Raw genomic sequence first — 24,293 nt, 5'->3', positions numbered from 1 at the left:
CGTCAGGGCCACCCCCGCCGCCGCCCACGCCGCGTGGCGAGCGAGGCTGATCGGCTTGGCTGGCCCTGACGCGCCGGCCCGGCGCGCGGGCCGGCTGGCATTACCGATCCTGTTGCTTGCGTCGGCGGTGTCCCTCGCCGGGGGCGCCGCCGCGCAAGCAAGTGCTGACAGCGCGACGCCCGGCAATGCGGTAGCGTCTGCGATTCGGCAGCAAGTCGGCGGCAAGCTGAAGGATTTCTACCGCGCACGCGGCTATTGGCCGTTGTGGATCGTCGGTGAGTCGCCCGGCCCGCAGGCGCGCGCGCTTGTCGATGTGATCGAGACGGTCGATGTCGATGGCCTTGACCCTGACCGCTATTCGCCGGATCGGCTTCGCCGCCTGATCGACGACGCCGACGGTGGCAACCTCCGCGCGCTCGCCTACCTCGAAGTGGCGCTGAGCGGTGCGCTGGCCGAACTGGTGCGCGACATGCGCGAGCCGCGTGTCGAGATCCGTCATCTGGAAGAATCGCTCGAGCCGACACGGCCGAAGCCCGACGCGGTGCTGCGCCGTGCCGCGCTGGCGAAGTCTACGCTGGAATATGTCCGCAACTTAGGTTGGATGAGCCCGCTGTACGTGCAGCTTCGCGAGGCGCTGCGTGACGCCGTGCCGGAGCGCGGCAATGCCGCAATCGCGGTGCCGCCGGGCGCGTTGCTGAAGCCAGGGGCAAGTGGCGAGCGCGTGATCCTGCTGCGCGAGCGACTGGGTCTGCCGCCGAGCGACCTGTATGACGAGGCGCTGGTCGAGCGGGTGAAGCGCTTCCAGGCGCAGCGTGGCTTGCCCGCGGATGGCGTCGCCGGTGCCAAGACGCTTGCGGCGCTCAACCACGCGCAGGCCAAGCCGCCGGTCGATCGCCGTGAACTGCTACAGCTCAACCTCGAACGCGCGCGACTGCTGCCGGATGCCTGGACGCGGCACATCGTGGTTGACGCAGCGGCGGCGCGACTGTGGTATTATGATAATGGCGCGGTGCAGGGCACGATGCGTGTCGTCGCGGGCACACCAGAAACGCAGACGCCGATGATGGCCGGCATGGTGCGCTATGCGACGCTTAACCCTTATTGGAACGTGCCGGTCGATCTCGTCCGCAAGCGGATCGCGCCCAAGGTGCTGGCGGGCGTTCCACTGGAGCGGCAAGGGTATGAGGCCTTGTCCGACTGGACGGCGAACGCGCAGGTGATCCCGGCATCGACGATCGACTGGCGCGGCGTCGAGGCAGGATCGGTTGAGCCGCGGGTGCGCGAATTGCCGGGCAAGGGCAATTCCATGGGCTCCGTGAAGTTCATGTTCCCGAACGACCTTGGCATCTATCTGCATGATACGCCGCAGAAAAGCCTGTTCGCGAAGGCGGATCGGCATTTCTCCAACGGGTGCGTGCGGCTGGAGGATGCGAGCCGTCTCGGGCAGTGGCTGTTCAACCAGCCGCTGAAGCCCGACAGCTCGGCGCCGGAGCAGCACGTGCCGGTGCCTGATCCGGTGCCGGTGTATCTCATGTACTTTACCGCCAGCCCGGATGGCGGGAGCGTGAAGTATGTGGCGGACGTGTACAATCGCGACCGCCCGGCCTTGCAGCATCTCGCCAGCCGCTGAGTTTGCATCGTCGGCGTGCCGGCGCGCTATCGTTAACTACAACGCAACCATCCTCCGCCATTGCCAGCCTTGTACTGCTATGGGGCTTGCACACAGATGGCGAAGGTTGAGGGCGCGGTAGACGTGGCGATCATCGGTGCGGGCCCGGCGGGCCTCACTGCCGCGTATCTGCTGGGCAAGGCCGGCTATTCGGTGACGGTGATCGAGAAGGATCCGCGCTATGTCGGCGGGATCAGCCGCACCGTCGAGCATAACGGCTATCGCTTCGACATCGGCGGGCATCGCTTCTTCTCGAAGTCAAAGGAAGTGGTCGATCTCTGGAACGAGATCCTGCCCGACGACTTCATCGAGCGACCGCGGATGAGCCGCATCTATTACGAGGGCAAGTTCTACAGCTATCCGCTGCGCGCGTTCGAGGCGTTGTGGAACCTTGGCATCTTTCGCTCCGCTCTCTGCATGGCGAGTTTCGCCAAGGCGAAGGTGCTGCCGAACAAGAGCGTGAAGAGCTTCGAGGACTGGACGGTCAATGCGTTCGGCTGGAAGCTGTATTCGATCTTCTTCAAGACCTACACCGAGAAGGTGTGGGGCATGCCGTGCGACGAGATGAGCGCAGATTGGGCCGCGCAGCGGATCAAGGGGCTGTCGCTATGGGGTGCGGTGACCGATGGCCTGAAACGCAGCCTGGGCCTCAACAAGCGCCCGAACGACGGCATGGCGGTGAAGACGCTGCTGGAAAGCTTCCGTTATCCGCGGCTTGGGCCGGGCATGATGTGGGAAGCGGCGCGCGACCTGGTGATCGGCCAAGGTAACCGTGTACTGATGGGCCACAAGCTGAAGCAACTGGCGTTCAACGACGTGACGGAGCAATGGACGGTCAATGCCGTCGACGCGGCCGGCGATGCGGTGGCGATCCGCGCCGCGCACGTCATTTCGTCGGCGCCGATGCGGGAGCTGGCGAGCCGGCTGCATCCGCTGCCGCGAACGCTGCCGGAGGCGGCGAATCTCAAGTATCGTGACTTCCTGACGGTGGCGCTGATGATCCGCTCGCCTGATCTTTTTCCGGACAATTGGATCTACATCCATGATTCCAAAGTAAAGGTCGGCCGCGTGCAGAACTTCCGGTCGTGGTCGCCAGAGATGGTGCCTGATCCTGACCTCGCCTGTGTCGGGCTGGAGTATTTCTGCTTCGAGGGTGACGGCTTGTGGTCGTCGAGCGATGATGAATTGGTGGCGCTGGCGACCAAGGAGATGGAGCAGCTTGGACTTTGTCGGGCCGACCAGGTTGTCGGCGGGACGGTGGTGCGGCAGGAGAAGGCATATCCGGTCTATGACGAGGATTATGCTGCCAATGTCGAAGTGCTGCGGCAGGAGATCGAGGCGCGGTATCCGACGCTGCATTGTGTCGGCCGCAACGGCATGCACCGCTATAACAATCAGGACCATGCGATGATGACCGCGATGTTGACCGTGCGCAACATCGAAGCGGGGGCGCGGGTGTACGACATCTGGGCGGTGAACGAGGATGCCGAATATCACGAGAGCGGCAACGAGGGCGAACAGGCGGCGCTGGGCAGCCTGCGCGCGGTACCGGAGCGGCTAAAAGCGGCCTGATTCCGGGTCTTGATTGGCCGCGCTGAGCTGGGAGCCGGCCAGCAGCTTCGTTAGCAGAGTAGACCGGTCCACAATGCGTGACGCTGGGGTGATGACGGCCGACATGCGTGCAGAACAATCGCCGCCGCAGGACGCGGCAACAGGCGGCATCGTTCGCCCGGTGCTGATCGCCTGGGCGGTCGCATCGCTGATCTTCGTCATGATCGGCGCAAAGGACATCGTTGCGCTTCGGCTGAGTGACACCGACGATTCGATGCGCCTGCTTGAGGTGCGGGACTGGCTGGCCGGGCAAAGCTGGTGGGACGTCGCGCAGCATCGCCTTAACGGCGGTGACTATCCGATGCACTGGTCGCGACTGGTCGACCTGCCGCTCGCAGCCGTCATGGTGATGACCACGCCGCTGCTGGGCGCCGCCGGCGCGACCCGGCTGGCGCTGGTGCTGGTGCCGCTGCTGACGCTGCTTTGCGCCATGCTGCTGATCGCGCGGATCACGCAGCGCACGGCCGGAATTGCGGCGGCGCGCTATGCGGCGCTGCTGACCCCGCTGAACCTGCCGCTGATGGCGCAGATGAAGCCGCTGCGGATCGACCATCACGGTTGGCAGGTGGTTTTCGCCCTGGCGGCGGTGGCGTGCCTGCTGGGCAAGCCGACGGCGCGCGGCGGTGTGCTGACCGGTCTGGCGCTGGCGGCGCTGCTGACGGTGTCGATCGAGGGGCTGCCGATCGCGGCCGGCATCGCCGGTGTCGCCGCCGGCGCCTGGGCCTGGCAGCCGGAGCGACGCCTTTGCCTGCTCGGGCTGATCTGGAGCCTGTTCGGCGGTGCGCTGGCACTTCATCTCGCCACGCGTGGGCCGGGGTTCTTCCTGCCCGCCTGCGATGCCATGTCGCCGGCCTGGCTCCTGACGCTGGGTGTTGCCGCGCCGGCGACAACGGCGGCGGTGCTGCTGGCGCCGCAAACCGTGACGATGCGGCTGCTCGCGCTTGCGGCTGCCGGTGCGGTGACCGGCGCGGCCTTGCTTCTCTATGCGCCGCAATGCCTGGCAGGGCCGTTCGCGACGCTGCCGCCGCTCGCTTATCAGGTCTGGTATCTTCACGTGCAGGAAGGGCGGCCGCTCTGGGAACAGCAATTCCCCCAGGTGTTTGCGACAATGGGCGTGCCCGTCGTGGGGCTGGTCGCCACCGCCATCGGGTGGCGCGTGGCGGACCCGGCGTACAAGCCGCGTTGGGCGATGCTGCTGGCGTTGTTGGTCGCGGCGAGCGCGGTGACGCTGTTCGTTGCGCGGGCCGGCGCGACCGCCAACGCGCTGGCGATCCCCGGGGCGTCGGCGTTGCTGCTCGCCTTGCTGATCCGCGCGCGGCAGATCAGAAATCTCGCCGGGCAGATCGTCGCCACCGCGGCGGCGCTGACCATCGCGTCACCCGGCTTTCTTGCCGTGGCCGGTCTGGCGATCACGGAGCGTCTGGATCCCGCCGAAGGCCAGGGGCAGGCGGCGCACGCGACGGCGGTCTGTAAACAGGCGAGCGATATGCGAGCGCTGGCGCAGCTGCCGCCGTCCCGTATCTTCGCGCCGCTGGACGTGACGCCGGAACTGATCTCCACCACCGCACACCAGGCGATCGGCGGACCGTATCATCGCGCGCCCGAGCCGATGACGCAGGTGATCGCGGGGTTCACGGGGCCGCCGGCGCGGGCGCGGGCGATCGTCTATGCCACGGGCGCCGACTATGTCGCCGTGTGCCCGGGGCTGAACGAGATGGACATCTACCGCGAGCAATTCCCCGCCGGATTGTGGGCGCGGCTGGCGCGGGGCGAGCGGTTCGCGTGGCTTCGGCCGGTGCCGATCGCTGGACCGGTGCGCGTGTGGCGCGTCATTCGCCCCTTGCCCTCGCCGACGCCGCGCCCGTAAGGCGGCGTGATGGACCAATCGGGGGCACCCCTTCGTTGGTGGCAGACGCGCACGTTTGTCGCACTTGCCACGCTGATCGCGATCGTTCCGCTGCTGTGGCCGGAGATCCCGCCGCTGGTCGACCTGCCGGGTCACATGGGACGGTATCGCGTCCAGCTGACCGCGCTGGATCAGGCGCCGTGGCTGGCGGAATGGTATAATTTCGAATGGTCGCTGATCGGCAACCTGGGCATCGATCTGCTGGTGGTGCCGTTCGCGAAGCTGTTCGGGCTGGAGCTTGGCGTCAAGCTGATCGTGATGACGATTCCGGCGCTGACCGTCGCCGGGCTGCTGTGGATCGCGCGCGAGGTGCATGGGCGGATCCCGCCGACCGCGATGTTCGCGCTGCCGCTGGCGTATAGCTATCCGTTTCAGTTCGGTTTCGTGAATTTCGCGCTCTCGATGGCGCTGGCGCTATGCCTGTTTGCGCTCTGGCTGCGGATGGCTCGGCTCGGGCGCATCGGGCTGCGCGCGATCGTTTTCGTGCCGCTCTCCTGCCTGTTGTGGCTGTGCCATACATTCGGCTGGGGCGTGCTGGGCGTGCTGGCGTTTTCCGCTGAAATGATTCGCCAGCATGATGCGCGCAAGGACGCGGGCTCGGGCCATTGGGTGCAAAGCTGGATCCGCGCCGGGCTCGGCTGCGTGCCACTGGCGCTGCCGATGATCCTGATGATCTTCTGGCGATCGGGCGACCACGTGACCGGCCAGACCGCGGACTGGTTCAACTGGCAGGCCAAGGTTGCCTGGGTGATGATGGTCCTGCGCGATCGCTGGGAGTTCTGGGACATCGCCTCGACTGCGGTGTTCCTGCTGGTGCTGTTCAAGGCGGTGCGTGATCCGGCGATCGAATATTCGCGCAACCTGGTGCTGTCCGCGCTGTTCCTTGCCGCAGTGTTCCTGCTGTTGCCGCGCATCGTGTTCGGCTCGGCCTATGCCGACATGCGGCTGGCGCCGTTCGTCGTGGCGGTCGCGCTGATCGCGATTCGGCCGAAGCTCGGCATGACCGTGCGACACGCCGGCGTCGTCGCGATGCTGGGCATGAGCTTCTTTCTGGCGCGGACGGCGGGGACGACCGCAAGCTATTGGCTGTTCGACCGCGACTACGACACCGAGCTTGCCGCGCTGGATAAGCTGCCGAAGGGCGCGCGGCTGGTGTCGTTCGTGGGAACGAACTGCCGCAACGAGTGGAAGATGACGCGGCTGGAGCATCTGCCCGCGATCGCGCTGGTGCGGAAGCTCGCCTATACCAACGATCAATGGTCGATGCCCGGCGCGCAGCTGCTCACCGCGCGCTACAGCAAGGCCGGCCTGTTCGCGCATGACCCGTCGGAGATTGTGACGCCGGGCTGGTGTCCGCGCGAATGGTGGAAGCCGATCGATTTTTCGATCGCGCGGTTTCCGCGTGAGGCGTTCGACTATGTCTGGCTGATCCGCACGCCGCCGTTTGAAGCGCGCTATGCCAGCGACCTCGATCGCGTGTGGCGATCGCCGACGGGGGCAAGCGCGCTGCTGACGGTGAACCGTGCGCGGCCGACGCCGCAGATCAGTGACGAAGAGCTGTATCCGCGCTGGTTCCTGGAACTGCGCGCACGTCGATTGCGGCAGCAGCAGATGGAACTACCGCCGCCCCCGCGCTCTTAGATCCGGCACTTCCTTTGCTTCTACCGCAGCGCCGCATGTCATTATGTTGCGGCGCGGCACTTCACGGTCGTTCAGGTGTTCACGCGACCGGGCCGGGGGAGCGTGCATTGTGAAGCGAATTTTGTCGATCGGCGTCACGGCGGCGTCGTGTCTCGCGGTGCCGGCAACGGCGGATACCAATCACGGCGGGCAGATCTGGGGCAGTATCCAGGTCATCGCGCCGATCGCCGAAGACATTTTCCTCACGGGTGAGATCCAGCCGCGGTTTTCGACGCCGAACGCCGCGACGGCGCCGATCACCTTCATTCCGCCGATCATCTCATGGCGCAAAAGCGAGACGCTGATCCTTTCGGCGGGGTATCTCTACGCCTTCATCGATGGCGCGCGGCTGCCGCAGGATCTTCACGAGAACCGCTTCCTTCAGCAGGCATCCTATCGCATCGCGGCGATCGGCCGGGTCGGCGTTCGGGCGCAGACCCGCTTCGAGCAGCGGCAGCGGTCGACGGGCAAGGACTGGAACCTGCGGGTGGCGCAGCAGATCCTGCTCGCGACCCCGCTGACCAAGAAGGAGAGCGGCGGACCGGTGGGCGTGTTCTCGGTCGAGCTGTATTGGAACCTGACGGATGCCGATTGGGGCGCGCGCAAGGGCTATGACGACCTTTGGACCTTTCTGGGCGTCCAACTGCCCGTGTCGAACAGCACTGCGTTCGAGCTTGGGTATCTGAACCAGCGCCAGCGGCGGGTGAATGGGGTGGCAAACATGAACCATGCCGCGGTGGTCGGCGTGTCGTTTCAGCTGTCGCCCAAGATCAGAGCGCCCAAGGTGGTGCCGACGACCGGACCGGGATTGCAGGCCGTGTCAGGACGCGAGCCGGTTCGGTAATGTCAGCCCTTTTTGAAGGGCGTCATCCGCTCGAGGAATTGTTGATCCATCTCTACGGCGGCGCGCTCGCGCACCAGGAAGTCCGCGACGGCGCGGCGGAAGCCGGGGTTCGGGATGTAATGCGCCGACCAGGTGGGGACGGGGGCGTAGCCGCGGGTGAGCTTGTGCTCGCCCTGTGCGCCAGCCTCCACCGTCGTCAGCCCGCGCGCGATCGCGGCGTCGATCGCCTGGTAATAGCACAGCTCGAAGTGGAGGAACGGCACCTCCTCGGTCGCGCCCCAGTAGCGACCGTAGAGCGCGTCGCTGCCGATAAGATTGAGTGCGCCGGCGATCGGCTGACCGTCGCGTTCGGCGAGGATCAGGAGCAGGCGATCGCCCATCCGCTCGCCCAGCAGCGGGAAGAAGGAGCGGGTGAGATAAGGCCGGCCCCATTTGCGCGCGCCAGTGTCCTGGTAGAAGGTCCAGAAGGCGTCCCATTCGCGCGCGCCAATCTCGGCGCCGGTGAGGTGACGGATGTGCAGCCCCTCGACCGCGCCGGCGCGCTCCTTGCGGATCGCCTTGCGCTTGCGGCTGGCGAGGGTGGCGAGGAAATCGTCAAACGTGGCGTAGCCGTGGTTGCGCCAGTGGAATTGCGTGCCCTCGCGGATCAGCCAGCCGGCGGCTTCGAACGCGGGCACCTCATCGGGCGAGACGAAGGTGGCGTGGGCGGAGGAGAGCTCGTGCTGGTCGGTCACCGCCTCGATCGCGGCGATCAGCGCCGGGGCGGCGCTGGGGTCGCGCAGCAGCAGACGCGGGCCGGGGACGGGCGTGAAGGGGGCGGCGATCTGGAGCTTGGGGTAATAATTGCCGCCGGCGCGCTCCCAGGCGTCCGCCCAGGCGTGATCGAAGACATACTCGCCCTGGCTGTGCGACTTGGCATAGGCGGGGGCGACCGCGATCGGTGCGCCATCGTCGCCGTCGATGATGATGGGCACCGGCTGCCAGCCGCTGCGACCGCCGACGCTGCCGGATTCCTCAAGCGCGGTGAGGAAGGCGTGGCTGACAAAGGGGTTGTCGTGACCGGCGCAGGCGTCCCAGGCGTCGGCCGGGATCTCTGCAACGCCGGGAGCGATGCGCGCCGAGACATTCATCGGCGTGCGCTCATGATCTTGTGAGAAAACGGGTAACCGTCGGGCCGGGTGCCAGGGGATCGCCACATGCCATCGCTTGCTGGAAGCGGCGGCGGTGAGAAGTGGCGATCGGAATAGTGCACGCCCAGCCCGAACGGAGAGACAGCGATTAAGTTCAGTTGGTCACCGCGATGATGGCGTCGACCTCGACAGCGGCGTTGCGCGGCAGGGCAGCGACACCGACGGCGGCGCGGGCGTGCTTGCCCTTGTCGTCGAACAGCGCGACCATCAGGTCCGACGCGCCGTTCGCCACTTCGGGCTGATCGCCGAAGCCGGCGGCCGAGTTCACGAACACGCCGAGCTTCACGATGCGCGCGACGCGCGACAGGTCGCCGCCGAGTGCGGCCTTCGCCTGCGCCACGACCATCAGCGCGCACAGCTTGGCAGCGTCCTGACCGGCGGCGACGTCGACATCGGTGCCGAGCTGGCCGGTCACGACCTTGCCGTCGCGGAACGGCAGCTGGCCGGAGACATGGAGAAGACCACCGGCCTCGACGGCCGGAACATAGGTGGCAACGGGGGCAGCGGCGGTCGGCAGCGTGAGGCCGAGCTCCGCGAGCTTTTGATCGATACGGTCAGTCATGCGACCGGGTTCAACACCAGCGATGGGCGCGGGTCAATGCTCTGCCGGCTGGCCCGCGGCGAAGCGATCGGTGATCCACGCCAGCGCCTCCGGCCAGGTATCGATGCGGGCATGCGCGGCGGGCGCAGGGGGCACGCCGGGAGCGAGCGTCGGCTCGGCCACCATGTGTAGCCGGTGGACGCCCGGCGCATGCTCCGCAACCGATTGGTGGTGCATCGGCAGATCGTCGATGAAGACGGTGACGGGGTTTCCGTGCTCGGCAACCAGCGCGGCGACGGGACCGCCCTTCGGCCCCTGATTGCATTCCACGCGATGTTCGATGCCGAAGGCGGCGAGCTGGTCCATGCGGTGCGTGCGGCATTGGTCCTGCAGGTTCGTCAGGATCACGATGTCGGCGACCTCGGCGATCTTCGCCAGCGCCTCGCCGGCGTGCGGCACCAGCGTCTGGCGGTGCATCTCGCCCGGGAAGAAGCCGTCGAGGAAGCCCATCATCTCCTCACGCGTGGGCACGCTGCCATCGGCGCGGCGGCGCATGTTGCGGCCCAATTCCCAACTCTTCGGCTCGAAATCCACGGCGTGCGCTTCGCCCAGCCAGGTGCCGAAGTGGCGCACCATGTGCAGCAGCACCTCGTCGCAATCGGAAATGAGCAGGGGGCGCGCGGCGGTATCGGTCATAGCGACTCCAAACGGTGGCGGGCGCGGACCAGCGCCTCTGGCGAAATATCGAGCGCCTCGGAACAGGCGATAAGGTCTGGCTCGTGCGCCTCGAGAAACTGGAGGCAGGCGGCCAGCACCGACGGATCAGCAAGGCGCGAGCGCAGATCGTCCGGGTCAAGACCGGTCAGCGAGAGGAGGCGCGCGGCGCGATCGGGATCGGAGAGCGTCCAGGCAAGCGCCTGAAGCGCGATCGCGTCAGCCGGTTCTTCGTTTGAAACGCCTTGTTTCATTGCCTATCTTCGCCTGCGAACCGGGGGAAAGACGCGCGTGGCAAAGAAGGTGCTCGTTGTCGAGGACAACGAACTGAACCTGAAGCTGTTCTGCGACCTGCTGCGCGCGCATGAATTTGTCGCCGAGCCGGTGCGCGACGGGCGCGAAGCGGTGGCGCGCACGCGGGAATTCGCGCCGGACCTGATCATCATGGACGTCCAGATGCCGCATGTGACGGGCTATGAGCTGATCCTGGAGCTGAAGGCGGACGAGGACCTGCGGGCGATCCCCGTAATGGCGGTGACGGCCTATGCCGGACGCGATGACGAGGAGCGGATCCGCGGCGCGGGAGCGGAAGCCTATGTGTCAAAGCCGATCAGCCTTGCGCGGTTCATGGAAGTGGTCGGCACGCTGACCTAAACGAGCCCGAGCTCGGCCAGTTTCCCGAGCAGGGCCGGTGGCAGTTCCGCCATGCCGGTGCCGTCGCCGCCAAGATCGGTGGGCGCGTCGGCATGTTCCAGATAGCGCCAGCCCTGATGCGCGCGCTTGGGCCGGGCGGCGACCAGCCGGACCTTGGGATCGATAAAGATCGCGACGCGGCCGCCCTCCGCCTCACCAAACGACAGGATCGGCGAGCGGGCGACCAGCTGATGCTTGATGATCCAAAACAAGGAGCCGCGGCCGACGATCTCCTCATGTCGCTTCGGCAGGTAGCGCGTCGTCAGGAACAGTGGCCCTTCCTCGCCGCGCTCGCGCAGACGCTGCGCGAGATGTTCGACGTTGGTGTGCCCAAAGGCGACCTTGGTGATGTGGAGGGGATCGGTTTCAGGCGGCATGTACGCCGCCATGTGGGGAGCCTCAGCCGACGAGGCCAGAGGCGGTCGCAAGACCGAGGAAGGCGAGAAAGCCGATCGAATCGGTCGTCATCGTGACGAACACCGATGACGATACGGCCGGATCCGCCTTCAATCGTTCCAGCACCACTGGCACGAGCACGCCGGCGAGACCCGCGACCAGGATGTTGGTCATCATCGCCGCCGCGATCACACCGCCGAGCATGGGATTGGCGAAGATGAAACCGACGCCGGTGCCGATGACCAGCGCAATCGTCATGCCGTTCAACAAGGCGACGTGGATCTCACGCCGGATCGCACGCGCCGTGTTCGACTGCGTCAGCTGGTTCGTCGCCATGGCGCGCACGGTGACGGCGAGCGTCTGCGTGCCGGCATTGCCGCCGACCCCGGCGACGATCGGCATCAGCGTGGCGAGCGCGACCATGCGCTGGATCGTGCCTTCGAATCGCGAGATGATGAAGGAGGCGAGGAGCGCGGTGAAGAGGTTCGCGATCAGCCAGCGCACGCGCGCCTTGTAGCTGTCCAGCACCGGCTCGTTGATATCGCCTTCGCCGGCGCCGGAGAGCAACAGCGCGTCCTCTCCGGCTTCTTCCTGAATGATGTGCACGATGTCGTCGACGGTGATCATGCCGACCAGCCGGCCCGATCCGTCGATCACCGCGGCAGAGATGAGCGCGTATTTCTGGAAGCGCAGCGACACTTCCTCCTGATCCATGTCGACCGGGATCAGCGTCTGCTCGCGCTGCATGACGTCCGACATCGACACGGCGCGCGGCGTGCGCAGCAGCCAGGAAAGGGCGCAGGTGCCGACCGGGCGGTGCGCGGGATCGACCACGAACACTTCCCAGAAATCGGTGGTCAGTTCCTCATGACCGCGCAGGTAATCGATCGTGTCGCCGACAGTCCAATGTTCGGGCACCGCGATCAGCTCGCGCTGCATCAGGCGGCCGGCGGATTCCTCGGGGTAGCTCAGCGCCTCCTCGATCGCGGCGCGATCGTCGGGCTCCATCGCGCGGAGCACCTCGCGCTGGTCCTCGGCGTCCATGTCCTCGATGATCGCGACGGCGTCGTCGGTATCGAGTTCGGAGGCGATGTCCGCGACCTGCCGCGCGTCGAGCGCGTCGATCAGCTGTTCGCGGACGTAATCGTTCATTTCGGCGAACACGTCGCCGTCGAGCAGGCCGGCGACGGCAGCGGCGAGCGGCGCGCGTCGGTCCTCCGGCGTCAGTTCGAACAGGTCGGCAATGTCGGCGGGATGGAGCGGCTCGACGAGGCGCTTGGCCTCGTCGGTGTCGCCAGCGTCAACCGCCTCCAGCACCGCATCGACGAACTCGGGCTTCAGCCGGTCGTCCTCGTCGAGCTGGCGCTCGCCATCCTCGATGCGATCGTCGCCGCGGAGTTCGGTATCGCTCATCGCCCGCCTCCCGGTCGGCTGCCTGTTCGTGTCGCGCCTCTAGCGGCACCGGGGGGCGGTGCCAACCGCGGCGATTTGCGTTCATGCGGTGGCGCGCGTAGGGCGCCGCATTCCCGATGACCCCGGAAGGAGCCTGGTATGGCCGATACTTATAGCACGCTGGTGATGACGCTGGATGGCGGCGACGTCACGATCAAGCTGCGCCCCGATCTGGCGCCCGAGCACGTGAAGCGCATTGCCGAGCTGGCCAACGACGGCTTCTACGACGGCGTTGTGTTCCACCGTGTTATCCCGGGCTTCATGGCGCAGGGCGGCGATCCGACCGGCACCGGCATGCACGGCTCCGACAAGCCGAACCTGAAGCAGGAGTTCTCCAAGGAGCCGCACGTGCGCGGCGTCTGCTCGATGGCGCGGACCAACGATCCGAACAGCGCTAATTCGCAGTTCTTCATCTGCTTCGACGACGCACGCTTCCTCGACGGCCAGTATACCGTGTGGGGCGAAGTGACCGACGGCATGGACCTGATCGACGCGCTGCCCAAGGGCGAGCCGCCGCGCGAGCCGGGCAAGATCACCAAGATGCGCGCTTCCTGAGCCGCGACGACGGAATTGCCCAATCTGGCAGCGGCGATCCGGCATCGTGCCGATCGCCGCTGCCGGCTTGGCTGCCGCTGTCAGGCTGGTTCGGTGCCCAGCGTCCTGATCAGCCAGTCCTTGAAAATGCGGACCTGCCGCATCTGAAGCGCGCGGGGACGGCAGACGAACCAGTAGCTGTACGGGCTGACCACCTCGATATCGAACAGCCGCACCAGCCGCGGGTCGGCCGCGTCCTGAAAATGGCTTTCGTGCATGAACGCGACGCCGAGGCCCTGCGCCGCCGCCTCGAGCATCAACGCGCCCGAATCGAAATGGTCGATGGCCAGCGGCTCGATGTCGTGAAGGCCCGCCGCGGTACGCCACGCGCTGAACGTATCGGGCATTTCGCGGTGCACCAGTGCGGTGAGGGTCGCCAGCTGTTCCGGGCGGACGATCGGATCGGCGCGCTCCACCAGGGACCGCGCGCCGATGACGTAGACGCGATTGCGATCGAGCCGGTGCGCGTAGAGGCTCGGATCAATGTCGCGGGCGAGCGCGATCACGGCATCCAGCCCTTCGCCGAGACGTGCAACGCCATGTGCGCCGGTATCGATATCGAGGTGCAGTTCAGGATGCGCGCCGCGCAATTGCGCCAGCCGCGGAAACAGTCGCTGAGAGGCGAACAGCGGCAGGACGCCCAAGCGCAGGCGCAGTACCTCCGCCGCGCTCGTCATCGATTCCACCACATCGGACAGTTGATCGAGCAGTGGCGCGATCTGCGTCAGGAGACGGTCGCCGTCGCCATTCAGCACCATGGCCTGGTGGCGGCGGTCGAACAATGATCGCCCGAGGAAACGCTCCAGCGTTTGCAGGCGCCGGCTGAGCGCCGGTGCGGACAGGGCGAGCTCCTCTGCCGCCAGCTTCACCGACCCCATGCGCGCGACGGCGACAAACGCCTCGATCGCGGTAAGCGGGGGGAGCCTGCGCATCGTCAATCCATCGTTCGAGATCAAACGCCATCATGCGGGCAGCGGCACTTTCCGGCAAGCACGCATGCAAGTTTTGCACTCACTACGTATTTCTTCGCACTTGCACAATAAGCGCGAGCGAGACACATAGAGCGGGCCTTTCAGGCATCCTCTCCTAAAAACTTTCATGGGCTGGCCTTCGGGCCGGCCCTTTTTTTATGCGTTCAGCCTGGCCGGTGCCGAGGGCGCCAGCGTCAACGCAACATGGTCTGGGCTCATCATCGGGCCGCGGGAATGCCAGACGGTGCCGGCAGATTGCCAGCCGGCGTCTGCAAAGACCGACCGGCATGGATTGTTCCGCGGTGTCTCCTCCAGCCGTGCGCTGAGAGAGTTTTTGCCCGCATGCGGCACGCTGGGTTCCAGCCGGTTGCGATCAACGCCGAAATCGTAATCACCGACGAGCGAGCCATGGGTGGTGATCGCGAACGGATCGTCCTGGATCAGGCGGCGGCCGATCGTGGCGGACAGGTGATCGATGTCGAGCAGATGAACGTTGTCGTGCTGCGCGATCATGCCGGCAAGCGCCCGGTTGAGTTCCTCGATAAAGAAGGTGGGATTGCGCAGATCGTACCGCGGCAGAAGGCGCCCCAGCGTGGACTGCATCGGCGCCATGTAGTTCAGGACAAAGACCGGTCGGCCGGCAAGCTGCTCCAACTGCAACGTTAGCGCGGTCTGCATCCGGTCGACGCACCGAGCGAACGCTTCGTCATAGCTTGCGAGGTCCGCATAGCTGCACGCGAACAGCTCGCGATCGTGGAGCACCATTCGCAAGGGCACCTGGAGGATCGCGCAATCGTAGCGGTCGAGCGGCAGCGGTGCCTGACGGGCGATCTCGCCACCGTGCGAGATAAGAACGAAATCGACCTGGGCGAGCCCGTCGTCCAGCGCGATCTCGTCGGGCCAGGCTTGCAGCAGGCAGGCGCCGACGATCAGGCAGCGACGGATCGGATCGGGGCTTCGCGAAAGGGCGGTGGGGACGGTGAATGCATGTATCGCCTCTCCCCGCGCGGTGACGCGATCGAAGCCGACAACCGCATCGAGCAGGGACGTATACCCCAACGACACGCGCTTCTGGAACTCGTCCGACCGGCTGAGCCGCGCGACGAGCTGCGCGCGGTTTTCGCATTGCATGTGCCCGTGGAGCATCTCGTCATTGGGAAGGCGGCCGAGGAACGCCTGCCAGCCGGCCCGGACCTCCTGTGCGGACAGCATTGCACCCTTTCCTTTCCCGTGCCGAAATACTGCTGAGCCGTCGGCCACTCAAATCGCCGTCGTGCGTATCTATCTTAGCGGATGCGAATACCGAAGGAGAAGCGTGTTGGCCGATAGCGATACACCGGCGACCAAATTACAGGTTGCCAACGCAAGGCCCGAGGATAGCGGGCGCGGCATTGCGCATTTGCCGCGGGCGTTCATGGCATCGCTGGGCGTGACCGAAGGCGACGTGATCGAAATCGTGGGGAAGAAGTCGACGCCGGCGCGCGCGGTCGGCCCGTATTCCGAGGACGAGGGGCTCGCGCTGGTGCGCATCGATGGCCTGCAGCGCGCCAATGCCGGGGTCGGCTCGGGCGACTTCGTCGAGGTGCGGCGGGCGGAATCGAAGCCGGCGACGCGCGTGGTCTTCGCCCCGGCCGCGCAGAACCTGCGCTTGCAAGGATCGACGGTTGCGCTGAAGCGCACCTTTATCGGCCGGCCGCTGGCGCAAGGCGACGTGGTAGCGACCGCGGGGCATCAGCGGGTGGCGAACATGCCGCCGGGGATGCAGCAGTTCGTCAATGCACCGGCCTATGCGCTGCAGGAGATCCGTCTGGTCGTCGTGTCCGCGGCGCCCAAGGGCATCGTCCACATCGACGAGAATACCGAGGTTGAGCTGCGGCCCGAATATGAGGAGCCGAGCGAGGCGCGGCGGGCCGACGTCACCTATGACGATATCGGCGGTATGGCGACGACGATCGACCAGCTGCGTGAGATGGTGGAGCTGCCGCTGCGCTACCCCGAATTGTTCCAGCGGCTGGGCGTCGATCCGCCCAAGGGCGTGCTGCTCCACGGCCCGCCCGGCACTGGCAAGACCCGGCTGGCGCGCGCCGTCGCCAACGAGAGCGACGCGCAATTCTTCCTCATTAACGGCCCCGAGATCATGGGGTCGGCCTATGGCGAGAGTGAAGGCCGGCTGCGGCAGGTGTTCGAGGAAGCGTCCAAATCCGCGCCCTCCATCGTCTTCATCGACGAGATCGACTCCATCGCGCCAAAGCGCGGACAAGTTTCGGGCGAGGCGGAGAAGCGTGTCGTCGCGCAGCTCTTGACGCTGATGGACGGGCTGGAGGCGCGGGCGAACCTGGTCGTCATCGCCGCCACCAACCGACCGGAAGCGATCGACGAAGCGCTGCGGCGGCCGGGCCGGTTCGACCGCGAGATCGTGGTCGGCGTGCCGGACGAGCGCGGGCGGCGCGAAATCCTGGGCATTCACACGCGCGGCATGCCGCTGGGCGACAAGGTCGACCTGAACGAGCTGGCGCGCACCACCTTCGGCTTCGTCGGTGCGGACCTTGCGGCGCTGACCCGCGAAGCGGCGATCGAGGCGGTGCGGCGGATCATGCCGCGGCTGAACCTGGAGGAGCGGACGATTCCGCCCGAGGTGCTCGACACGCTGGCGGTGACGCGCGAGGACTTCATGGAGGCGCTGAAGCGCGTCCAGCCGAGCGCGATGCGCGAAGTGATGGTGCAGGCGCCGACCGTCCGCTGGGAGGATGTCGGCGGGTTGGACGATGCGCAGATGCGCCTGAAGGAAGGCGTCGAGCTGCCGCTGAAGGACCCGGATGCCTTTCGCCGCATAGGGATCCGGCCGGCCAAGGGCTTCCTGCTCTATGGTCCGCCGGGCACCGGCAAGACGCTGCTGGCGAAGGCCGTGGCACGCGAGGCGGAGGCGAATTTCATCGCCACCAAGTCAAGCGATCTGCTCAGCAAATGGTATGGTGAAAGCGAGCAGCAGATTACCCGGCTGTTCGCCCGCGCGCGGCAAGTCGCGCCGACGGTGATCTTCATCGACGAGCTCGATTCGCTGGTGCCGGCGCGTGGCGGCGGTCTGGGCGAGCCGCAGGTGACCGAGCGTGTGGTGAACACCATTCTCGCCGAGATGGACGGGTTGGAGGAATTGCAATCCGTCGTCGTGATCGGGGCGACCAACCGGCCGAACCTGATCGATCCGGCGCTGCTGCGGCCGGGGCGGTTCGACGAGCTGATCTATGTCGGCGTGCCGGATGAGCCGGGACGACGGCGGATCCTTGGCATTCAGACGGCGAAGATGCCGCTGGCCGACGATGTCGATCTGGATCTGGTGGCGCGGCGGACCGAGCGGTTCACCGGCGCCGATCTGGGCGATGTGGTGCGGCGGGCCGGCCTGATCGCGCTGCGCAAGTCGCTGGGTGCGCAGGAGGTGACGATGGCGCATTTCGAGGCGGCGCTGGAGGAATCGCGCGCGAGCGTGACCGACGAGATGGAGCGTGATTACAAGCAGATCGCGGCCAAGCTGAAGCAGGATGCAGCCTCGATCCAGCCGATCGGCTTCATCTCGCCGGGTCAGCTGACACCGCGTGACGCGCAGAAGGGTGGATGAACAACAAAAAGGGGAGAGCGTCGGCTCTCCCCTGTCATCACGTCCGAACTGAGGTGCCCGGGCGCCGGCTAGCTGTTAGCCGAGCGCTGCCATCTTGGCCTCGGCCTCGCGGTCCATCTCGGCGCGGCTCTTGCGCTCGGCGGCGGTTTTCAGCTGGCCGCAGGCCGCGTCAATGTCACGGCCGCGCGGGGTGCGGACCGGGGCCGAGATGCCGCCTTCAAAGATGATGTTCGAAAAGGAGCGGATGCGTTCCGGCGTCGAGCATTCGTAGGCGGCGCCCGGCCAGGGATTGAAGGGAATGAGGTTCACCTTGGCCGGCAGCTTGTAGTGCCGGAGGAGCCGGACGAGCTCGCGCGCGTCCTCGTCCGAATCGTTCTTGTCCTTGAGCATCACATATTCGAACGTGATGCGGCGGGCGTTGTTGGCGCCGGGATAATCGGCGCACGCCTGGAGCAGTTCCTCGATGCCGTATTTGCGGTTGAGCGGGACGATTTCGTCGCGCACTTCCTTGGTTACGGCGTGCAGCGATACGGCGAGATTGACGCCGATTTCAGCACCGGCGCGCTCCATCATCGGCACCACGCCGGAGGTGGAGAGGGTGATGCGACGCTTCGACAGTGCGAGGCCGTCGCCGTCCATCACAACCGAGAGTGCGTCGCGGACGTTGTCGAAATTGTACAACGGCTCGCCCATGCCCATCATCACGATGTTGGTGAGCATGCGGCCTTCGGGCTGGCTTGGCCATTCGCCGAGGCCATCGCGTGCCAGCATGACCTGGCCGACGATTTCGCCCGCCGTCAGGTTGCGCACCAGCCGCATCGTGCCGGTGTGGCAGAAGGTGCAGTTGAGCGTGCAGCCGACCTGGCTCGACACGCACAGGGTGCCGCGGTCAGCGTCCGGAATGAACACCATTTCAAAGTCTTGGCCGTCATCCGAGCGGAGCAGCCATTTGCGCGTGCCGTCCGCGGAGACCTGCGCCTCGACCACCTGCGGGCGGCCGATGACGAAGCGTTCGGTGAGCCAGGGGTGCTGTGCCTTGGCGATGTCGGTCATCACCGAAAACTCGGTGGCGCCGCGATTGTAGATCCAGTGCCAGATCTGCTTGGCGCGCAATTTGGCCTGCTTTGGCTCCAGGCCGGCGGTGGCGAGCGCCTCGCGCAGCTCGGCCTTCGACAGGCCGACGAGGTCGACGCGGCCGTCCGCGCGCGGGGTGATGGCGCGGGTTACGGGCACGGGATCGATGTGCCCCGGGATGGGCATGGGCGCGGCCGACACTGTTTGCATGGACCCTATATAGCGAAAAATCGCGGCCTTTTCCAGCGGGGGCGTGGCCTGCCTCCGGAGAAGATCGGCCTGGTTCCGGCCGCGCTTCGGCCGTTATCGCGGCGCGGCCGGCCGGCAGGCGAGAATGGCGGCGTCGATGGCGGTGGCGGCGCCGGTGAGCGCGTAGCTGTCGGCGAACGGACGGCCGCGCGCGCTGACGGCGGAGACGCTCATGCTGCGGCCGCCGCGCATGGCGGCGACGATCGCGCGGTCGGTGGCAGCGTCGGGGGACCAGGCGGCGCGGCCGTTGCCCGAGAGGGTGAAGCGGCGCTCGCCGATCGCCAGCGTCACGGGCGCGGCCTCGTTCGCCGATTGCGACAGGCGGATGTAAAGCGCCGTGCGGGCCGAGCGTCCGAAGCGCGCGGCGACGCTGGCGAAGCCGGGCGACCGGATGCGCACCGGCGCGCTGATCGCATAGCAGCGCGGTGGATCGCCCTCGCGAAAGGCGCCCCAGGCGTCAAAGATCCCGACCGAGGCGCGCTCGCCGGCGAGCAGCGCCGTAAATGCCAGCACGAGCGACAAGGATCAGGCCGGTGCGTAGCCGGTGCCGAGGTGCACCACCGTTTCGCGTCCGCGCTCGATCATCGTCACCGTGCCCTGCGGATGGCCGGGCAGCACGGGTGCGCCGCACGGATCGACCGGCGCGCCGGTCATGACGCCGCGCATCACGCGGCTTGAGATGCCGTGCATGATGACCAGCCGATCGCCGTCGTCCTGGGCGGTGTCGTCGAGCCAGCTGGATACGCGCGCCGCGATCGCCTCGTACCGCTCGCCGTCGGGGGCGCAGCGCAGGAGGCCGCGTTCGTCCACCACGGGGCCGAACTCGCCGACCACATCGGCGTAATAGCGACCGCCCCAGGCACCCATGCCGATCTCGGTCAGGCGATTGTCGTGGTGCGCGTCGTGCCAGTCGAGCTCCAGATGCTCGGCGATGATCGCCAGCGTCTGAAGCGCGCGGCCGGTGGCGGAGGCGTACATGGTGAGTTTCGGTCGGGGACCAAGGAAGTCGCGCAGCGCGCGACCCATCTCCTCCGCCTGCGCGAAGCCGGCGCGGGTGAGTGGGGTGTGGGGCGCATCGCCCTGCAGCCGGCGCGCGGCGTTGAAGACGGTTTCGCCATGCCGGGCGATGAAATCGCGGCCGCGACGTTCGTGAGGATCGGTCGTCATGCCCCCGTCATCAAGCGCGGCGATGGCGAACGCAACGGCTTTTGCACCTGCGATCCGTATCGCGTGGCGCCGGTCGGTTGCAAGCAAACGGAAACACAGCCTTTCAGCAGGCGCAGCTTGCGACAATTTCGACATCGATATCGGGCGTGCGAGGGCGCCCGCGCGAGAGGAATTGGCAGAGCAAAGTTCAAGCCCTGTGGCGCAAAAACAACGGAAAACCTTGTTTATCTGAGGTTCATGCAACGAGCCGGCGGATCACCCATTTGGCCTCTACCCGCTGACTTGGGTCGGCGGAAATATGTAGATGGAGTGTTTTATGCGTAAGCTCATCCTTGCGTCGCTTGCCGCCACCACCGCCGCCGTTGCCGTTCCGGCCGCCGCGCAGGACGCCGGTCCGTTCACCGGCCCGCGCGCCGGCGTGATCCTTGGTTACGATGCGCTGCGCCCCGGCGACACGCAGGATTCGATGATCCGCGGCGATCAGGGCAGCGACGGTTTCCTGTACGGTGGCGACATCGGCTATGACGTGGCGTTCAACAACCTGGTTGTCGGTGCCGAGGCCGAGATCACCGGCTCGACCGGCAAGGTGACCAACGATCCGCGCGACCCCAACGACTTCGGCTTTGGCCGCGTGAAGGCGGGCCGCGATCTGTATGTCGGCGGCCGCATCGGCTTCATCGCCGCACCGACCACGCTGATCTACGGCAAGGTGGGCTACACCAACGCCCGCCTCGACCTGACGCGTGACGACACGACGACTGTGACCGGCCGCAACTTCAACCTCGACGGCTTCCGCGTCGGCGCGGGTGTCGAGCAGTCGCTGACGCCGAACACCTACGCGAAGCTCGAGTACCGCTATTCCAACTATAGCGATGCCAAGCTGAAGTACCCGAACGGCGCCAGCACCGGCACCTTCGGTGTCGATACCGACCGTCACCAAGTGGCGGCAGGCGTCGGTTTCCGCTTCTGATGCGAGCGGGCGCGGCATTTGCCGCGCCCGACAGATGGTGGATGCGAACAATCCACCGAAAAGAGGGCCGGGGCGCTTGCTCCGGCCCTTTCTGTTTGGCTAGGAAACGGGCGAGTTGCCCCTGGTCGAATCCGGCGGGCCGGGGGAAGACTTGATGAAGGCGACGATCGAACGTGCAACGCTCCTGAAGGGGCTGAGCCATGTGCAGTCCGTGGTGGAACGCCGGAACACCATTCCGATCCTGTCGAACGTGCTGATCGAGGCGACGGCGGAAGGATCGCTGCGGCTGATGGCGACCGACCTTGATCTGCAGATCAACGAGAACGTCGCGGCGGCAGTGGACCAGCCGGGCGCGACCACCGTGTCGGCGCACACGTTGTTCGACATTGCGCGCAAGCTGCCCGAGGGGGCGCAGGTCTCGCTGAGCGCCGCCGAGGGGCGGATGACGATCGTGGCGGGGCGCGCGCGCTTCTCGCTCGGCACGCTGCCGCGCGATGATTTTCCGGTGATCGCCGAGGGCGAGCTGCCGACGCAGTTCGAGATGCCGGCCGAGGCGCTGAAGCAGATCATCGACAAGACGCGCTTCGCGATCTCGACCGAGGAAACGCGCTATTATCTCAACGGCATCTTCCTGCACGTGTCGGACGAGGGCGGATCGCAGCCGGTGCTGAAGGCCGCGGCGACCGACGGCCATCGGCTGGCGCGCGTGACGCTGCCGCGGCCCGACGGCGCGGAGAACATGCCCGACGTGATCGTGCCGCGGAAGTGCGTGGCGGAATTGCGCAAGCTGCTCGACGAGGTGGACGGTTCGGTGGGCGTATCGCTGAGCGGCACCAAGATCCGCTTCGACCTGGGCAAGGCGATCCTCACCTCCAAGCTGATCGACGGCACCTTTCCCGATTACAGCCGCGTCATTCCGACCGGCAACGACAAGATCCTGAAGCTCGACCCGTCGGCGTTCATGGAAGGCGTCGATCGCGTGTCGACCATTGCGACGGAGAAGACCCGTGCGGTGAAGATGGCGCTCGACCGCGACAAGATCATCCTGTCGGTGACGAGCCCGGAGAATGGCACGGCGGCCGAGGAAGTCCCCGGCGAATATGTCGCGGCGCCATTCGAGATCGGCTTCAACAGCCGCTATCTGATGGACATTCTTGGCCAGATCGACGGCGATGTGGTGGAAGTGCATCTCGCCGATGCAGCGGCGCCGACGCTGATCCGCGAGAACGACAAGGCGCCCGCGCTGTACGTGCTGATGCCGATGCGGGTGTGACGCTCGCTATTCTGTAGGCGGATGCAAGAAAGGACCGGGCGATCGCGTCGCCCGGTCCTTTTTTCTTGTGGAGGCTGCGTCGATCAGACCTTGGCTTCCGACGAGCCACCCGCCGCATAGAGCGAGGCGTATTTGCGGGTGACGGCCGCGAGATTGTCGTCGATCCACTGCGCCATGCTTTCTTCCTCGCCGAGCGATTGCTTCAGCGCGGCGGTGGCGTTCGAAAAGCCGCCGTCGTCCGCGATGACGAGCAGCGACTTGTACGACGCGATCTCGAAATGCTCGAAGGCGTAATTCGCGAAGCTGTTCTTGATGATCTCGTCGCCGGCAACGCTATGGGCGAGCGCCGCCATGCTGCCCGACATGCTGAGCCCCATGTCCTTCAGCGCCGAGCCGCTGGTCTCGAAGCTGGCGAGCAGTTCGTCGAGGCGGGCAATCTGGCCGTTGGTCTCGTCGATATGCAGGCGCAGACGATCGGCGACCTCCGGATAGTTTTCGATCCGGCTGACCTGCGGGGTCATGATCGACAGCGCCTGCTTCTCCACGGCATGGGCATTTTTGAGCCCGACGACGAACAATTCGCGCATCACGTCTTTATTGGTCACGGCTGCCGGCTCCTTTGCGTTGGGATGGTCACAAGAACCAGCGAGGCAGCGGTTAGTTTTCCGGCAGGTTGCTGTTTTTCTAACAATTGCAGTAACCTACATCAAGTTCTTGCCGGAGGGTGGCGCTAGGTCGGGCTCTTTCGCTCATCCGTAACGGTCGCGAGATGCATGTGCGGCGTGCGGCTGGATCGCGTGCGCCGAACCGGCTAAGCGCGAGCTTATGTCCACGACCTTTACCATCGACAGCTCCACCAGTCGGGCGACGCCGGTCGCGGCGCCGATGAAGCGGGTGACCGTGCCGGCCGTGCGCCAGCGCAAGGGCAAGGAGCCGCTGGTGATGCTGACCGCCTATACGGTGCGGACGGCGCAGATCCTCGATCCGCATTGCGACATGCTGCTGGTCGGCGACAGTTTGGGGCAGGTGATCTACGGGCTGCCATCGACGGTGCCGGTGACGCTGGAAATGATGGCGGCGCATGGCGCGGCGGTGGTGCGCGGCAGCTATCACGCGATGGTGGTCGTCGACATGCCGTTCGGCAGCTATGAGGCGAGCCCCAAAAAGGCGTTCGAAAGCGCGGCGTGGCTGCTGAAGCAGACTGGCGCGGCGGCGGTGAAGCTGGAAGGCGGGACGGCGATGGCGCCGACCGTCGCGTTCCTTTCCGAGCGCGGCATTCCGGTGATGGGGCATGTCGGCCTTACCCCGCAGGCGGTGAATGCGCTGGGCGGCTATGGCGCGCGCGGGCGATCGGAGGCGGAAGCGCAGAAGATCGTCGGCGATGCAAAGGCGGTGGCGGAGGCTGGCGCGTTCTCGGTGGTGATCGAGGGCGTGGTGGAGCCGATCGCGGTGGAGATCACGCGCGCGATCGACGTGCCGACGATCGGCATCGGTGCCTCCGCGAAATGCGATGGCCAGGTGCTGGTGACCGAAGATATGCTGGGCATGTTCGAGCGCGTGCCGCGCTTCGTGAAGCGCTATGGCGACATGGCCGGCTTCATCGGCGAGCATGCCGCCAGCTATGCCGAGGAGGTGCGCAGTCGCGCGTTCCCGACCGACGCGCAGACCTACGCCCCCAAGGGCTGA

At 66.4% G+C, this 24,293-nt stretch carries 23 protein-coding genes; 11 read left to right on the top strand and 12 right to left on the bottom strand.

The genetic code is table 11. The features are described 5' to 3' along the window. The 5 genes from SPDO_RS15120 to SPDO_RS15100 all read left to right on the top strand — a co-directional run. A partial coding sequence (locus SPDO_RS15120; RefSeq protein WP_342746686.1) for a L,D-transpeptidase family protein occupies positions 1 to 1,630 on the top strand: 1,630 nt, incomplete at its 5' end. A gap of 96 nt (positions 1,631 to 1,726) precedes the next feature. Further along, complete coding sequence (locus SPDO_RS15115; RefSeq protein WP_088368352.1) at positions 1,727 to 3,241, top strand: NAD(P)/FAD-dependent oxidoreductase; 1,515 nt, start codon at positions 1,727 to 1,729, stop codon at positions 3,239 to 3,241. A gap of 73 nt (positions 3,242 to 3,314) precedes the next feature. Then, positions 3,315 to 5,147 (top strand): hypothetical protein, encoded by a 1,833-nt coding sequence (locus SPDO_RS15110; RefSeq protein WP_088368351.1) that lies wholly within the window; start codon positions 3,315 to 3,317, stop codon positions 5,145 to 5,147. A gap of 9 nt (positions 5,148 to 5,156) precedes the next feature. Next, positions 5,157 to 6,827 (top strand): hypothetical protein, encoded by a 1,671-nt coding sequence (locus SPDO_RS15105; RefSeq protein WP_088368350.1) that lies wholly within the window; start codon positions 5,157 to 5,159, stop codon positions 6,825 to 6,827. A 109-nt stretch (positions 6,828 to 6,936) separates the two neighbouring features. Further along, a complete protein-coding gene (locus SPDO_RS15100; RefSeq protein WP_158212214.1) occupies positions 6,937 to 7,710 on the top strand; it encodes a DUF2490 domain-containing protein in 774 nt (257 codons plus the stop codon). 2 nt (positions 7,711 to 7,712) lie between these two features. On the opposite strand, the gene SPDO_RS15095 is transcribed toward SPDO_RS15100, so the two are convergent. The 4 genes from SPDO_RS15095 to SPDO_RS15080 all read right to left on the bottom strand — a co-directional run bounded on the left by SPDO_RS15095 (position 7,713) and on the right by SPDO_RS15080 (position 10,409). After that, positions 7,713 to 8,840, bottom strand: a complete 1,128-nt coding sequence (locus tag SPDO_RS15095; protein WP_088368348.1) for a GNAT family N-acetyltransferase — start codon at positions 8,838 to 8,840, stop codon at positions 7,713 to 7,715. Between the two features lie 154 nt (positions 8,841 to 8,994). Beyond that, positions 8,995 to 9,462 carry a RidA family protein gene (locus tag SPDO_RS15090; RefSeq protein WP_088368347.1) on the bottom strand — a complete coding sequence of 156 codons (468 nt, stop codon included), beginning with the start codon at positions 9,460 to 9,462 and terminating at the stop codon, positions 8,995 to 8,997. Between the two features lie 33 nt (positions 9,463 to 9,495). Further along, complete coding sequence (locus SPDO_RS15085) at positions 9,496 to 10,137, bottom strand: hypothetical protein (RefSeq protein WP_088368346.1); 642 nt, start codon at positions 10,135 to 10,137, stop codon at positions 9,496 to 9,498. Next, on the bottom strand, positions 10,134 to 10,409 hold the full coding sequence (locus SPDO_RS15080; RefSeq protein ID WP_088368345.1) for a DUF3572 domain-containing protein: 276 nt from the start codon (positions 10,407 to 10,409) through the stop codon (positions 10,134 to 10,136). Before SPDO_RS15080 ends, SPDO_RS15085 begins: the two co-directional genes overlap by 4 nt. Before the next feature lie 37 nt (positions 10,410 to 10,446). On the opposite strand from SPDO_RS15080, the gene SPDO_RS15075 reads away from it, so the two are divergent. After that, positions 10,447 to 10,809: a response regulator gene (locus SPDO_RS15075; protein ID WP_088368344.1), complete on the top strand. Its 363-nt coding sequence runs from the start codon at positions 10,447 to 10,449 to the stop codon at positions 10,807 to 10,809. Here the strand turns inward: SPDO_RS15075 and SPDO_RS15070 are convergent. Beyond that, positions 10,806 to 11,225, bottom strand: coding sequence for a DUF1489 family protein (locus tag SPDO_RS15070; RefSeq protein WP_088368343.1), 420 nt, complete (start codon positions 11,223 to 11,225; stop codon positions 10,806 to 10,808). The two genes, SPDO_RS15075 and SPDO_RS15070, sit on opposite strands and share 4 nt — an antisense overlap. 22 nt (positions 11,226 to 11,247) lie before the next feature. Beyond that, the gene (gene mgtE, locus SPDO_RS15065) at positions 11,248 to 12,657 is read right to left on the bottom strand and encodes a magnesium transporter (RefSeq protein ID WP_088368342.1); all 1,410 of its coding nucleotides are present in this window, start codon (positions 12,655 to 12,657) and stop codon (positions 11,248 to 11,250) included. Positions 12,658 to 12,795: 138 nt separating this feature from the next. On the opposite strand from mgtE, the gene SPDO_RS15060 reads away from it, so the two are divergent. Continuing rightward, a complete protein-coding gene (locus SPDO_RS15060) occupies positions 12,796 to 13,251 on the top strand; it encodes a peptidylprolyl isomerase (RefSeq protein ID WP_088368341.1) in 456 nt (151 codons plus the stop codon). Positions 13,252 to 13,331: 80 nt separating this feature from the next. Here the strand turns inward: SPDO_RS15060 and SPDO_RS15055 are convergent, their stop codons facing one another. After that, positions 13,332 to 14,222, bottom strand: coding sequence for a LysR substrate-binding domain-containing protein (locus tag SPDO_RS15055; protein WP_088368364.1), 891 nt, complete (start codon positions 14,220 to 14,222; stop codon positions 13,332 to 13,334). 195 nt (positions 14,223 to 14,417) lie between these two features. Further along, on the bottom strand, positions 14,418 to 15,473 hold the full coding sequence (locus SPDO_RS15050) for a hypothetical protein (protein ID WP_088368340.1): 1,056 nt from the start codon (positions 15,471 to 15,473) through the stop codon (positions 14,418 to 14,420). Between the two features lie 106 nt (positions 15,474 to 15,579). On the opposite strand from SPDO_RS15050, the gene SPDO_RS15045 reads away from it, so the two are divergent. Next, entirely contained in the window at positions 15,580 to 17,874 is a 2,295-nt protein-coding gene (locus tag SPDO_RS15045; protein WP_088368339.1) for a CDC48 family AAA ATPase, read from the top strand. 75 nt (positions 17,875 to 17,949) lie between these two features. On the opposite strand, the gene rlmN is transcribed toward SPDO_RS15045, so the two are convergent. From rlmN to SPDO_RS15030, 3 genes are all read right to left on the bottom strand, one after another. Next, positions 17,950 to 19,134, bottom strand: coding sequence for a dual-specificity RNA methyltransferase RlmN (gene rlmN, locus SPDO_RS15040; RefSeq protein ID WP_483881769.1), 1,185 nt, complete (start codon positions 19,132 to 19,134; stop codon positions 17,950 to 17,952). 117 nt (positions 19,135 to 19,251) lie between these two features. Then, positions 19,252 to 19,710, bottom strand: a complete 459-nt coding sequence (locus tag SPDO_RS15035) for an invasion associated locus B family protein (RefSeq protein ID WP_342746685.1) — start codon at positions 19,708 to 19,710, stop codon at positions 19,252 to 19,254. Between the two features lie 12 nt (positions 19,711 to 19,722). Continuing rightward, positions 19,723 to 20,364: a histidine phosphatase family protein gene (locus SPDO_RS15030; RefSeq protein ID WP_088368363.1), complete on the bottom strand. Its 642-nt coding sequence runs from the start codon at positions 20,362 to 20,364 to the stop codon at positions 19,723 to 19,725. A 316-nt stretch (positions 20,365 to 20,680) separates the two neighbouring features. Here SPDO_RS15030 and SPDO_RS15025 point away from each other — a divergent pair, with 316 nt between their 5' ends. Both SPDO_RS15025 and dnaN read left to right on the top strand, forming a co-directional pair. Next, positions 20,681 to 21,334 (top strand): outer membrane protein, encoded by a 654-nt coding sequence (locus SPDO_RS15025; RefSeq protein WP_088368336.1) that lies wholly within the window; start codon positions 20,681 to 20,683, stop codon positions 21,332 to 21,334. A 154-nt stretch (positions 21,335 to 21,488) separates the two neighbouring features. After that, positions 21,489 to 22,607, top strand: coding sequence for a DNA polymerase III subunit beta (dnaN, locus tag SPDO_RS15020; RefSeq protein WP_088368362.1), 1,119 nt, complete (start codon positions 21,489 to 21,491; stop codon positions 22,605 to 22,607). Between the two features lie 83 nt (positions 22,608 to 22,690). Here dnaN and SPDO_RS15015 read toward each other — a convergent pair whose 3' ends face one another. Continuing rightward, on the bottom strand, positions 22,691 to 23,212 hold the full coding sequence (locus tag SPDO_RS15015; protein WP_245829555.1) for a ferritin-like domain-containing protein: 522 nt from the start codon (positions 23,210 to 23,212) through the stop codon (positions 22,691 to 22,693). A 220-nt stretch (positions 23,213 to 23,432) separates the two neighbouring features. Here SPDO_RS15015 and panB point away from each other — a divergent pair, with 220 nt between their 5' ends. After that, a complete protein-coding gene (gene panB / locus SPDO_RS15010; RefSeq protein ID WP_088368335.1) occupies positions 23,433 to 24,293 on the top strand; it encodes a 3-methyl-2-oxobutanoate hydroxymethyltransferase in 861 nt (286 codons plus the stop codon).

It is taken from the genome of Sphingomonas dokdonensis (assembly GCF_002197685.1).
In the GTDB taxonomy this organism is placed as follows: domain Bacteria; phylum Pseudomonadota; class Alphaproteobacteria; order Sphingomonadales; family Sphingomonadaceae; genus Sphingomonas; species Sphingomonas dokdonensis.
This window is presented reverse-complemented; position numbering and strand designations above follow the sequence as displayed.

Excerpts from the sequence above, each read along its gene's own strand:
- SPDO_RS15110 (WP_088368351.1), top strand. The coding sequence starts at position 3,315 with ATGCGTGACGCTGGGGTGATGACGGCCGACATGCGTGCAGAACAATCG.
- SPDO_RS15085 (WP_088368346.1), bottom strand. The coding sequence starts at position 10,137 with ATGACCGATACCGCCGCGCGCCCCCTGCTCATTTCCGATTGCGACGAG.
- SPDO_RS15080 (WP_088368345.1), bottom strand. The coding sequence starts at position 10,409 with ATGAAACAAGGCGTTTCAAACGAAGAACCGGCTGACGCGATCGCGCTT.
- SPDO_RS15095 (WP_088368348.1), bottom strand. The coding sequence starts at position 8,840 with ATGAATGTCTCGGCGCGCATCGCTCCCGGCGTTGCAGAGATCCCGGCC.
- SPDO_RS15060 (WP_088368341.1), top strand. The coding sequence starts at position 12,796 with ATGGCCGATACTTATAGCACGCTGGTGATGACGCTGGATGGCGGCGAC.
- rlmN (WP_483881769.1), bottom strand. The coding sequence starts at position 19,134 with ATGCCCATCCCGGGGCACATCGATCCCGTGCCCGTAACCCGCGCCATC.
- SPDO_RS15105 (WP_088368350.1), top strand. The coding sequence starts at position 5,157 with ATGGACCAATCGGGGGCACCCCTTCGTTGGTGGCAGACGCGCACGTTT.
- SPDO_RS15090 (WP_088368347.1), bottom strand. The coding sequence starts at position 9,462 with ATGACTGACCGTATCGATCAAAAGCTCGCGGAGCTCGGCCTCACGCTG.
- mgtE (WP_088368342.1), bottom strand. The coding sequence starts at position 12,657 with ATGAGCGATACCGAACTCCGCGGCGACGATCGCATCGAGGATGGCGAG.
- SPDO_RS15055 (WP_088368364.1), bottom strand. The coding sequence starts at position 14,222 with ATGCGCAGGCTCCCCCCGCTTACCGCGATCGAGGCGTTTGTCGCCGTC.
- SPDO_RS15050 (WP_088368340.1), bottom strand. The coding sequence starts at position 15,473 with ATGCTGTCCGCACAGGAGGTCCGGGCCGGCTGGCAGGCGTTCCTCGGC.
- dnaN (WP_088368362.1), top strand. The coding sequence starts at position 21,489 with ATGAAGGCGACGATCGAACGTGCAACGCTCCTGAAGGGGCTGAGCCAT.
- SPDO_RS15070 (WP_088368343.1), bottom strand. The coding sequence starts at position 11,225 with ATGCCGCCTGAAACCGATCCCCTCCACATCACCAAGGTCGCCTTTGGG.
- SPDO_RS15115 (WP_088368352.1), top strand. The coding sequence starts at position 1,727 with ATGGCGAAGGTTGAGGGCGCGGTAGACGTGGCGATCATCGGTGCGGGC.
- SPDO_RS15030 (WP_088368363.1), bottom strand. The coding sequence starts at position 20,364 with ATGACGACCGATCCTCACGAACGTCGCGGCCGCGATTTCATCGCCCGG.
- panB (WP_088368335.1), top strand. The coding sequence starts at position 23,433 with ATGTCCACGACCTTTACCATCGACAGCTCCACCAGTCGGGCGACGCCG.
- SPDO_RS15025 (WP_088368336.1), top strand. The coding sequence starts at position 20,681 with ATGCGTAAGCTCATCCTTGCGTCGCTTGCCGCCACCACCGCCGCCGTT.